13 protein-coding genes and 2 pseudogenes are annotated in these 10,713 nt (G+C 30.8%); all 15 read right to left on the reverse strand.

Annotation, left to right across the window (positions count from 1 at the left end; all coding sequences use genetic code 11):
- Positions 1-139: 139 nt before the first annotated feature.
- A complete protein-coding gene (locus RWO85_RS08795; RefSeq protein ID WP_314415371.1) occupies positions 140-442 on the reverse strand; it encodes a DUF5960 family protein in 303 nt (100 codons plus the stop codon).
- Positions 432-797 carry a hypothetical protein gene (locus RWO85_RS08800; protein WP_314415374.1) on the reverse strand — a complete coding sequence of 122 codons (366 nt, stop codon included), beginning with the start codon at positions 795-797 and terminating at the stop codon, positions 432-434. Before RWO85_RS08800 ends, RWO85_RS08795 begins: the two co-directional genes overlap by 11 nt.
- Positions 794-2,209 (reverse strand): Y-family DNA polymerase, encoded by a 1,416-nt coding sequence (locus RWO85_RS08805; RefSeq protein ID WP_314415376.1) that lies wholly within the window; start codon positions 2,207-2,209, stop codon positions 794-796. The genes RWO85_RS08800 and RWO85_RS08805 overlap by 4 nt, the downstream gene beginning before the upstream one ends.
- Before the next feature lie 2 nt (positions 2,210-2,211).
- Positions 2,212-2,895, reverse strand: coding sequence for a LexA family transcriptional regulator (locus tag RWO85_RS08810; protein WP_314415378.1), 684 nt, complete (start codon positions 2,893-2,895; stop codon positions 2,212-2,214).
- Between the two features lie 233 nt (positions 2,896-3,128).
- On the reverse strand, positions 3,129-4,565 hold the full coding sequence (locus tag RWO85_RS08815) for a beta-carotene 15,15'-monooxygenase (protein WP_314415380.1): 1,437 nt from the start codon (positions 4,563-4,565) through the stop codon (positions 3,129-3,131).
- Positions 4,566-4,574: 9 nt separating this feature from the next.
- Positions 4,575-5,174: a hypothetical protein gene (locus tag RWO85_RS08820; protein WP_314415382.1), complete on the reverse strand. Its 600-nt coding sequence runs from the start codon at positions 5,172-5,174 to the stop codon at positions 4,575-4,577.
- Positions 5,146-5,769 carry a hypothetical protein gene (locus RWO85_RS08825; RefSeq protein ID WP_004241055.1) on the reverse strand — a complete coding sequence of 208 codons (624 nt, stop codon included), beginning with the start codon at positions 5,767-5,769 and terminating at the stop codon, positions 5,146-5,148. Before RWO85_RS08825 ends, RWO85_RS08820 begins: the two co-directional genes overlap by 29 nt.
- Positions 5,756-6,334: a hypothetical protein gene (locus tag RWO85_RS08830; protein WP_314415384.1), complete on the reverse strand. Its 579-nt coding sequence runs from the start codon at positions 6,332-6,334 to the stop codon at positions 5,756-5,758. Before RWO85_RS08830 ends, RWO85_RS08825 begins: the two co-directional genes overlap by 14 nt.
- A complete protein-coding gene (locus RWO85_RS08835) occupies positions 6,327-6,632 on the reverse strand; it encodes a helix-turn-helix transcriptional regulator (RefSeq protein ID WP_314415386.1) in 306 nt (101 codons plus the stop codon). Before RWO85_RS08835 ends, RWO85_RS08830 begins: the two co-directional genes overlap by 8 nt.
- Positions 6,633-7,249: 617 nt before the next feature.
- A complete protein-coding gene (gene tnpA, locus RWO85_RS08840) occupies positions 7,250-7,669 on the reverse strand; it encodes an IS200/IS605 family transposase (RefSeq protein ID WP_314415389.1) in 420 nt (139 codons plus the stop codon).
- 315 nt (positions 7,670-7,984) lie between these two features.
- Positions 7,985-8,485, reverse strand: coding sequence for a DUF4411 family protein (locus RWO85_RS08845; protein ID WP_000281040.1), 501 nt, complete (start codon positions 8,483-8,485; stop codon positions 7,985-7,987).
- Positions 8,486-8,488: 3 nt separating this feature from the next.
- Positions 8,489-9,595, reverse strand: a complete 1,107-nt coding sequence (locus tag RWO85_RS08850) for an ImmA/IrrE family metallo-endopeptidase (RefSeq protein ID WP_314415387.1) — start codon at positions 9,593-9,595, stop codon at positions 8,489-8,491.
- Between the two features lie 65 nt (positions 9,596-9,660).
- Positions 9,661-9,782, reverse strand: a pseudogene (locus RWO85_RS10400) (CHAP domain-containing protein); the annotation flags it as partial.
- Positions 9,783-9,798: 16 nt separating this feature from the next.
- Positions 9,799-9,888, reverse strand: a pseudogene (locus RWO85_RS08855) (toxin PezT); the annotation flags it as partial.
- Entirely contained in the window at positions 9,888-10,364 is a 477-nt protein-coding gene (pezA, locus tag RWO85_RS08860) for a type II toxin-antitoxin system antitoxin PezA (protein WP_314415391.1), read from the reverse strand. The pseudogene RWO85_RS08855 and the gene pezA, both read right to left, overlap by 1 nt.
- Between the last annotated feature and the right edge of the window lie 349 nt (positions 10,365-10,713).

A 10,713-nucleotide genomic window follows, 5' to 3' on the forward strand; every position in this document is an offset into this window, starting at 1 on the left:
GTTCTCAATCCTATCTCCTATTTAAAGAGTTAGCTCACTAACTTAATGACATTGAATAATGAACTTCTTATCTTTTTCATCATACGAAACCTCCGATAAATATATTGATTGAAATAACTATATGTTTTAAAATAAAAAATTAGTAAATTCTCACAAATTTAAAACAATGTATCTGATACTCATACTGTCTAATCCCACTACTATCTTTGTTCATCTTGATAGAAAAAACAAAGTAATGGTCACGACCGTCTAAAGATTTACTTTTGTTAAGTTTAAAATAATGTTTTTGAGACATAGCCATTGTGCGTAAAATGTCATCAGTAATAAATGTTAATGGTATATCTAAAGCTGAATACTTGTAAAAATCTGACTCAAACCGTAAATAAGATTCAGAAAAATAATCCAGCTGCAATTTATCATCATATAATTCTTTACGATTCATATAAATCCACCCCTTCTATCTGTATATCGAGTATATCTTCCCATCTTAATCGAAGAAAACCAGAGTCTGATTTAATGGATATAGACTCTCTCCCAATCTCTTTAACAATACCCGAGACTACTTTTCTTCTATTTGAGAGCTTAGAAACAAAAGTTGCAAGGAATACATTCGTATAAAGTTGACGAACAAATAGAACTTTCTCTTCCATTGACAGGGAAATGGAGATGTCTTCTCTATTTTTTTCTTCCCAAAGAGAACTTGAATGTTCTGACAAAAAGAATCCCATCCACTTACCCATCCCACGGTCTTGATACTCTCTTGCAGACAAAAAAGGCAAATAAGAACGATTTATCATTTTAGTCCATCTAATCCTCCAGCTGAATGACCACCAATGAGTTTACTTCTTGCAATTGTTCTAGAAGCTTGATCCAGAGCATTCCCTTTCAATAGTGAAGTAAAACCAAATTCTGTTCGAATAGCATCAATTGCGGACTGGAGCCTTTCTTCTTTTTCTATTTTCTCAACATCATCAAATAATGAAATCAATCCAAATGATTCATCTACTAAACCTGAATAGCTCACTGCAACACTTCTGATAGCTCCTGAAGTATATTTAGTGTGAAATAACTTTAAAACATAGTTTGTCAGTAGTGCTGTTTGATTAGTTGGTTTAATCTTCATTTGAGTATGAATAGATCGTTTCTGTTCCACTTTAGAATACCCTAAGTGTATAGAAACTACAGTTGCTTTCTTACCAGCTCTTCTCAATCTAACAGCAACTTGTTCTGCCATCTCACGAAGTATGATCTCAATATCTCTTTGTTTGACATAATCTCTAGGTAAAACTTGAGAGTTCCCTATCCCTTTTGACTTTGGCTTATAAGGTTTATGAACATTACTTTCATCAATCCCATTAGCATGAAACCATAACTCTAAGCCCATGATACCAAGCTCTTTTTTAATCAAGTCAGGATTAGCCTTAGCCAATTCTTTAATCGAAAAGATGCCTAAACTATGTAATCTCTTCTCCATCCGATTCCCAATTCCCCAGAGATCTGTCATTTTAGGGATAGACCATACTTTCTTTTCAACATCTTCATAGGACCAATTGGCTCTCATTGTCGGAGTCTTTTTAGCTTCATTATCTAGTGCTAACTTAGCTAATAAGGGATTGGCATTAGACATACCTACCGTTGAATAAATTCCTGTTTTTCTCCAAATCTTTTTTTGAATAGCAGCTGAGATGATGTCTAATTTATCTTTCCGACTAATACTTTTATCAGGCACAAAATAATTTAATGAACTGGTTAAATCGATAAATCCTTCATCAATTGAGTAGGGATAAATATCGTCTGGTGCTGCAAAATCTTGAAAGATTTTTTGAATCTCCATATTGACTGCAATATAAGTATCCATTCTCGGAGGAACAATCACTGTTGATTTTGCCCACTCCTCTATATAACGGACATAGTCTATCGTTGTCGGTAACCCTTGTTTTCTAGCATTATAGTAAGAGAACTTTCTAGTCTTTACATCAAATGGTAAATCATAGGAACGTCCAACATTTGATTTCCCAAATACCTTCTTAAACATAGGAGAGGAAGCAAGGATTAACCCCGCAGAATTATCTGCTCGACTCATAACACAAAGTGAAGTCTTAAGTGGATGCAGGCCTCTATCTACACACTCTACACTTGCATAAAAAGATTTCATATCAATAAAGGCAATATCGCTTTTAGGTTCGAGACTATAATCAAACCAAGTCATACTTAGTCCTCTAAAGGCATAAAGTTCCCAACTATTTTCCCTATAATGCGAGGATTCTCATCATAAGGCGCAAACTTATCTGAATAGTTCCGATTGAGTGAAACTAAACGAAGCCCATTTTCTTCACGATACACTTTCTTAATATAGGTTTGACCATCCCAATCGATCGCATAAATAGCCCCGTCATAATCAAATCCTGTTTGCTTAATAAGGGCTACAGAACCATTTTCATATGTCGGTTCCATTGAATTTCCAAACACCCATGATGCAAAGTCATAATCAAATTGATGATTAAAATAAACTGTATCGTAATTACCATCATCAAAATAAGCTGTTCCTGTACCAGCTGATAATTTTTCGTAAACTTTATAAGCGAAACGCTCAGGAATTTCTACAACCTTGGCATTCTGTTTGTTCAACAGTTCTGTAGCATAATGAAGTGTTGCTTTTTGATTATTTTCCGTTAACTTGAGATAGGTTTCTACTATTTCATACTCTGATTCGAAATATCGAGGATCAACATTCAAAATCTGACTCAATTTGGTTAGATTATTTTGATTCGGTTTCGTTTTACCTGATTCCCAATTAAAGTATGAGGCTCTACTGATTCCCAAACTGGATGCAAGTTGTGATTGCGATAACCCTTGACTTTCTCTTTTTTCTTTTAATTTAGTAGGTGAAAACATTTGTTCTCCTTTTTGTAAGTTTATTAACTAACAAAAGAATACCATAGCTTGTTGAAAAAATCAAGAGTTTAATACGCCCCAAGTTCTAATTCCGAGAATACATTAGAAATAAAAAAGAATGCTGTCAAATCAACATTCTTTTTATGTATACCGATAGAAAAATAGTTCATTTTGTTTCTTTAGCTACCCGAAAGCTACCACGCATTGCAATACGAAAAAACTCATTTAAAGAATTATTTTTTTCTCTTTTCAATTTTTTGCATACACTCATTATAACTCTCTATATAATAATACGAACTATAATATCCTGAAAATCTCAAAAATTCAGTAGCTCTTTTATATTGCTTTTGTACTTTTAATTCCTCACCATAGAGAACTAAAAATTCTATTGGGAGTACCTTTTGGTTGTCCAGCAATTTTTCATCATTTAATTTGTTTTTAATGAAATTTTTTATTGTAAGTTTTTCATTTTCTTTTTTCTTTATTCTATATTCAAGTGATAATATTAATAACTGGTAATTCTCATATTCTATTTTTCTTTTTTCTCTAATTAATTGTAATAAGTTTTCGAAACTATCTTTCATCTCAAGTTCTGTTCTTATTATTAATTGACCCAATAATTTAATCTCATCTATTTCAGCAATTGTAGCTACTAAAAATTCATCAGTTAAATATTTTTGCTCTAAAAGTTCAAATGAATTATCAAAATACAAATAATAATTAATTTCATCTTTTTTTACAAGAGTTTCTATTTCATTGTATAAACTAAAAAATCTATCCAGCGCAAAATATAACGCAAATAATACCGTAAAGATGCTTTCATTATCCTTTATTTGTTCAGTTAACAATACAGTAGTAAATACTAAAATATAGATAATGGATTTTAATAGAATTTCTAAATGCGGATTCTTTGTTTGAAATTGTAGGCCGAATCTCATTACTAAAACTAAGACTAACAACAGACAAATACCAAATGGTAGTTTAAATAGTACGGAAACTATTAAAGAAATTATATAGCATGCTAGAACTTGAACTAATGTTTTTATTGTATCTATTTGATTTCCATCAAATCTATCATTCTCTATAAGATTTAATGGCCCTAGAAATAGAATTATATTGCATAGAAACCTATATACACTCCCTTTACCAAGTTGTGTTAAAGGGAGTGAAATGATAATTACTCCAATGAATATTGTAATCTGATATTCACCATAAACTATAACTGAAAAGATAATTATTGCAAGACTTTTAATTATTTGATTAATGAAACTTTCTTGCTTAAACATCCGATAAATGATGAAGAGTATAATACCAACAATTATTATTCTTATTATTAGGACACCGAAAACATTTAACGTATTTCCAATATTTGGAACCTTTAATTCAGGAAATTCACTCAAATCTATTCTCGTAGAATACCCTATTAAATAATTGAGTAGTTGTTTAATATTAGTATGCAAAACAGTTGCATAGATAATTAAATCATTAAATAAAACTGCCAACAAATTATCCCATAAAAATTTTATAGTTCCTAAAATATAAGCAATTATACTTAATAGCATTAATCCTGAGATTAAGTCTTTTTTTACTAGGTCACCATCACTTATTCTTAATATTTTATTTCTGAGTAGTTGAAACCTATTATTTTTTTCAAACTTTTCAAAATCCATATTCTTCTCCTACTGTAACTTTTTCCAATCATCACTTATTTTATAATTAGACTGTTTCCATGAATCTTTAATTTCAAATATTTTATATTCTTTATACTTATCATTTGTATCAAAATAAGATAATCTAACTTCATCAAAGTCATGAAAGTCTATATCTTTCCCTTCTATAATGAATTCCAAGTCATATCTTTTTATTTCTCCTGCATCAACTAAGAATGAATATGAACCATTATCTCCCAAAACAGTTCTCCTAGAATGCGTTGACTGTTTTGTTTTAGAAACAAATTTTCCAGCCGAATATAAAGATAAATTTAGATTTCTCACAATCTGTCTAGTTCCTTTTGTATTATGGATTTCAATCCATAGTGGTAGGTCAAAATATAGTTCATTATTTTCTTTATAAAACCCCCAAGGATTTGATGAAATTTTATTGTAAACTGTTTTATAGTAAATATTGGTTTCCCCTTGTTCCATCAAATACTTCTTGATATATGCTTGTATAAGCAGAGTAATCGATGAAGATATTATTGAAATAAATGCACCTAATAACGTCGAATTATTCAAAAAGTAACTTAAGAACTCACTCATAGTTTTCTCTTTTCCCATCATAATAAATTTTATCTAACAATGTTTCATTTACTGTTTGTAGTTCCTCACTACTAATACATTTTACATCAATATCTAACTGGTCTAGTTCACCAAACTTCGATTCTAAATCTAGTAATATATCAATCAACTTTATTTTCACATTACTTAAGATATTCTCTAAACTAGCTTTATTTACTACTTGTTCTAATGTATAACACTGAATAGCACATTTACTTGCACTATAAACCATTGGGGCAAGTTCAATTAGGTCATATCTCATTTCTATTGATAAATTACGCTCAATCGTACCTATACCATTAGTAATTTGCCGTTCTCTTAAAAATTTTTTTATTTCATCTGTAAAATATGATTCTGACAGTGGTGCTGACCTAACTGTAAAATTTCTATTTATCCCTGAGTATCTTATATAATACGCAATACCTTTCCTATACTGAGGAATTTCATCATCTATCTTATATCCTCTTAACTCATTTTCAATCCATTTTTGCAGTTCAGAATTTTTTAATGAATACGTAATTACTCTTAATCTTAAAAGTGCGCTTTCTAAACTAATAGATTCTTCAGCAATATCCCTAATTAATTTACTTTTTGTCATTCCCACCCTCCTTATGCGAACTAACTGTTTCAATCAATTGGAAATCAATTTGGTTAATAAAAATCCGTACAATCAGGCAAAAATAACAACTGAACAAGAAGTTAACAAGAATTTGATGATAGTTCAAATACGATAGAAAATCGAAGAAATTCTTTTGTAAATATTCATTCTTTAATTCTATTTTGTTAATCATAGGAAGAAATTCTTTATTTAAGTTTTCAATGATAGATAACAAATCTCCATTAGACAGAAATAAAAATACCAACATGAGTTTATTATCTTTTAAAAACCTGATAAATCGTGATTTGTAAATTTTATAATGAATATTTTTATAAAGCGAAAAATTAAATTGGGTATTTAATCCCACCTCTTCTTGTTGTTTTTTACTTTGTTTTATATATCTAAAACACAAATAACAAGAAGCAAAAAATGCCTCAAAAAAAATTAAATTAGTATATTTCCAATCAGTAGCTGTGATGACTACAACATCAACAAACAGTTTAACAAATGCGATAACAAAAAAATATATAATCGGACGCACATATTTATCATAAACGCTACTCATATTTTCTCTCCTTAAGGTATTGCTCTACCATATTATATATTTCGTTTTTATCTTCATCTGTCAAATCATATTCTCTAAGCAATCTTACAATTACTTCAATTCCGTCATATCTTCCATTTAATGCTTCCGTTGTGGTATTAAAAATATCAGCTAGTTTTTGGATTGTTACGTACTTAGGATTTCTTCCCCCATTTTCCCACCTAGCATATTGAGCTTGTGATACCCCTAATCTTTCTGCAACTTGAGCTTGAGTTAATCCATTATTAAGTCTTTCTTTTTTTAAATTATCTTTTAACATATTTAAGTTTTTCCATACTTTTTATTGACTTATAACCAAAAGGATAGTATTATATTTATATCCAAATGGTATTATTTTGGCATCTCACAATATTTTTAAGTGCATAATTGCTAGCTAATAAAGCTCTACTATATCATTTGGAGCTTTATTATAAAACCACCTCAATTATACCAAAACGGTTATACAAAGTCTATGATAATCAATGTATAGCTTATGATAAAGTTTTCGTTAATTACTGTCAAAGCTAGAAGACAAAGACGAGGGAGATTGCCGGAGGCAAATCTCCCGAAGGCTGCAGCTCTACTAGCTTTGACAGTAAACTGGCGATTCTAACAGCCAGCAAACAGATATACTTAAGGCAACGCCCTAAGTAACGTGTCATCAGTAAAATTCAAGAGTAACATTGACCTACGCATTTAACAATTATAGAAAGGAGGTGTTACAGATGAAAAATAACCCTCAAGCACTACGAGAATACCAAAGTCATAACCACTCGTGAAAACGGGTGGCTTGTACACCGGCTATAAGCCGTTTCTCTCCAGCGGCGTCTAAAGACGCTCGCTGAACTTCGTTCAGGTTGTGCTATATTACTTGACTTATGCCGTCAAAACGGGCTTTTACCTTGTTCTAAATCCGCCATCAGAAAACGGATCTTCATATTCTTTTACACTCAGCTTATCGAGTGCAATGTCATTCTTTTCCTGCTCGCGAATATGTTTAGCTACGGTCTTTTCGTTTAGTCCAACGATACTTACATAGTATCCCCTAGCCCAGAACTTTCGATTTCCATGCTTATATTTTAAATTAGCGTGCTTATCAAATATCATCAATGCACTTTTACTCTTGAGATACCCAATAAAATCGGAAATCGAAAGTTTGGGAAGTATCAGTACAAGCAGGTGTACATGGTCCGGCATCATATGACCTTCGATAATCTCCACGCCACGACAACGGCATAGATGTTTGATAATATCTATCAAATCCGACCTTACTTTGTAATATATCGTCTTACTGCGATACTTAGGTGTAAAAACTATATGATATTTTCACATCCATTTGGTATGTGATAAACTGTAACTGGTTTTAGCCATTTATTTTTCCTCCTTTATCTAACCTGAACAATTAGATTATACTTGGAAAAATAAATGGAAGCTAGAAGCCTTGTCAGGTTTTTCTCTACGAGAAAAACTGGCTTGAAGCCATAACAAAAAACAAACGCCAAAAATGACGTTTGTCTTCGTTCTAAAGAGCTTAGAGCCTTGTGACTCTTAAATTATTTCATCTCATCTCTAGTATAACAAAAAAGTCATCAAGTTGATGACTTTTTCAGCGAGCTCATAAAAGAGGACTTTTTAAACAGATAAACCAATTTCCTCAAAGAACTCATTCATTGAGATACATCTTACTCCTAATTGGTCACACACATCTGGAATTTTAGCATTTTTGCTAGGGTTTGTAGAATTTAAATTCACATTTTTCACTTCATCAGTAACTATAGTATAATTCATACTTTTCGCAATAGCTATCAACCATGGATCCGCAATATCAGCATTTGCCCATCCTTTTTGTGACATAAGCGCTGCATCTTTATAGTAAGGACTACTCTGGATATGCTGAATAATGGCACTCCACTCTACCACATAAGACTTATGATCAATTATGGACTTAGTGTAGTTATTCGTTAACCAGTCTCTAAACCAGTCATCTTGGTAATTTTCCGAGATTACAATTTTTGGAATCACAACACTTGAGTTTAAAATACCAGCAAAGTTTGACCAGAAGGTAGGAAAAAAATCTTTACGATAATATCTATCATAAAAGTTTATGTATATATTTGAATCTAATAAATACATTTATCATCCTCCCCTGCTTAATATTTTATATCCTTTATATCCAACCCCTACGATACCAAAAGCATCTGTATAAGTAATTTTATTTTGCTGAACAGCATTATTCACATGATTGAAAAAATTAGAATCCATTCTAAATAGAAGGTTGTTGTGATAATTACCTCCACCAGAATTTTTTTTAATATTTTCAATTAACTTAAATTCAGCTTCAAGTTCATTTTGTAAAGACATAAAGTCCTTTCTTGAAACCATTGATAAATCATATAGTCGTCTTAAAATAACAAACTTACTTACTTCAAATTTTCTAGATAAACTATCAAGACTGGTTCTGATATCTATTTGATTGTCAAACATATCACTAATTAATTCTTTTGGAACTAAAATCTCAGCTGTTATTGAATTTATTATTGCTTCTGTCTTACTTCGTTTTTTTGAATCTTCACCATCAAACAGATCACTATCCCCATATAATAAATGGACAAACTCATGAATTAATGTGAAAAACTGTCCAGTCTTCGAATCCAACTGATTAATAAAAATAATTGGAGCCTTCTTATCAGATAACACGAAACCTCTAAACTCATTTAGATTTAACGGACGATGTGTATTATCCTTATACTTACCATTTAAAAATATGAAAATTCCTAATTGACCGAGTATTTTTCTATAATTATCAAATCTTTTTCTGGTAATTTCATTTCCTAACAATTCTCTTGCTTTCAAAATTACATCTGAATAATCATCATCAAAAGTAAAGATACCTACAAAAGGGCACTCATTCTCAACTATTTCTTTCAAAAATTCCTGTTTCTCTTGCATTTCAATAATTGTATCTTTTAATTCAGAACTAATATCAGATAAAAGTTCTGAATTGAATGTCCTAAAATCAACATTCAAAGAACTAGCAGAAATAGGCTCTTTTAATAACAATAATCCAGTAGGAATATTAATCAGTTTAGAAAGTGCATATACTTGATTAAAGGTAGGCTCTAATTCCCCTTTTAAAAACTTATCAATATTAGGTAATTTTTGTCGTAAATATTCGATAGGAGTATTAGAGTTACGAATATATGTAGATAGAACTTCAGTATTTACATTTAAACGTTGAATCATAACTTGCCCCCCATACTTTTTAGTTTATTATACCAAAAAAATTAGAAAAATTCTATGTTATTTTCTTATTTCGTCATATACGTAAAACTCAGCTACTATCCACTCCAGATATAATATGGAAGGTATAGTTTGGATTGCCATTGTAGTTGGTTTCTGAGATAAGGAATGAGCCATCTGGATACACCTTCTATCGCTATAGGTTACTTACTGTACTTTTTTCCTCTTGTCAGTGAGCGAACGTTCCGAGCTAAAGCATGTTTGAATGCACTATCGGTATAATCTTGGATTTCCATTAGGCTACCATCCGTTTTTCAGATATCTCTAACATACGTTCAATTCCATCCAAATAGCCGCTATACCTCTCTATTTCATCAAAATTTTCTACTAAATAGATATTCGTATGAATCAAGTCAGATAGATCATCACTCATTAAAATCCAAGGATTAGATTCATCATCAATGCTAATTCCCTGACTATCTTGATAACGATAGAGTCGAGATAATAGATTAGCACCTCTTTCTTTCACAATTTCAATTTTTAAAGTCAATTCATAATCTTCAACAGGATTAAGCATTTTATCTTCCCCTACAATATCGACATAAGATACATTAAACTTTTGACAAATGATGTCTATTAGTTCCGTAGAAACTGAACTCGTTCCATTTTCATATCGACTCAGACTATTACGTGAAATACCTACAATCCGTGCAAATTCGGGTTGGGTCAAGTCATGTGTTTTACGTAAGGATTTTATATTGTTATCAATTATAGTATGCTCCTTTTACTTGATAACACTATTATAACATTTAAAAATAAAAAAACAGGTTCTAAATTAATAGAAAGTATAATTCTAAAATTAGAATTTTCGTGATAATCATATAAAATGTTACTTTTCTAATAAACCTGTACTTATTTCCTTCAAACTACACAACTCTCTAGTTGTTGTAAGTTTGTAATTCACTCAAAAGTATTCGATATAATTTCAAAACAGTATTTTACTTTATAGTTGACCAATAACATTTAATTCTAACTAAAAAAATCATTATACAAATCAAGCTACTAAAGATGACTTTATGGTATACTAGTGATAATAAATAGTTATCGGTAGGAGAAGGATG

The organism is uncultured Streptococcus sp. (assembly GCF_963521865.1).
Classification (GTDB): domain Bacteria; phylum Bacillota; class Bacilli; order Lactobacillales; family Streptococcaceae; genus Streptococcus.

What these genes read in the sequence shown, in the direction of transcription:
- RWO85_RS08795 (WP_314415371.1), bottom strand. Translation starts at nt 442, where the DNA reads ATGAATCGTAAAGAATTATATGATGATAAATTGCAGCTGGATTATTTT.
- RWO85_RS08800 (WP_314415374.1), bottom strand. Translation starts at nt 797, where the DNA reads ATGATAAATCGTTCTTATTTGCCTTTTTTGTCTGCAAGAGAGTATCAA.
- RWO85_RS08805 (WP_314415376.1), bottom strand. Translation starts at nt 2,209, where the DNA reads ATGACTTGGTTTGATTATAGTCTCGAACCTAAAAGCGATATTGCCTTT.
- RWO85_RS08810 (WP_314415378.1), bottom strand. Translation starts at nt 2,895, where the DNA reads ATGTTTTCACCTACTAAATTAAAAGAAAAAAGAGAAAGTCAAGGGTTA.
- RWO85_RS08815 (WP_314415380.1), bottom strand. Translation starts at nt 4,565, where the DNA reads ATGGATTTTGAAAAGTTTGAAAAAAATAATAGGTTTCAACTACTCAGA.
- RWO85_RS08820 (WP_314415382.1), bottom strand. Translation starts at nt 5,174, where the DNA reads ATGATGGGAAAAGAGAAAACTATGAGTGAGTTCTTAAGTTACTTTTTG.
- RWO85_RS08825 (WP_004241055.1), bottom strand. Translation starts at nt 5,769, where the DNA reads ATGACAAAAAGTAAATTAATTAGGGATATTGCTGAAGAATCTATTAGT.
- RWO85_RS08830 (WP_314415384.1), bottom strand. Translation starts at nt 6,334, where the DNA reads ATGAGTAGCGTTTATGATAAATATGTGCGTCCGATTATATATTTTTTT.
- RWO85_RS08835 (WP_314415386.1), bottom strand. Translation starts at nt 6,632, where the DNA reads ATGTTAAAAGATAATTTAAAAAAAGAAAGACTTAATAATGGATTAACT.
- RWO85_RS08845 (WP_000281040.1), bottom strand. Translation starts at nt 8,485, where the DNA reads ATGTATTTATTAGATTCAAATATATACATAAACTTTTATGATAGATAT.
- RWO85_RS08850 (WP_314415387.1), bottom strand. Translation starts at nt 9,595, where the DNA reads ATGATTCAACGTTTAAATGTAAATACTGAAGTTCTATCTACATATATT.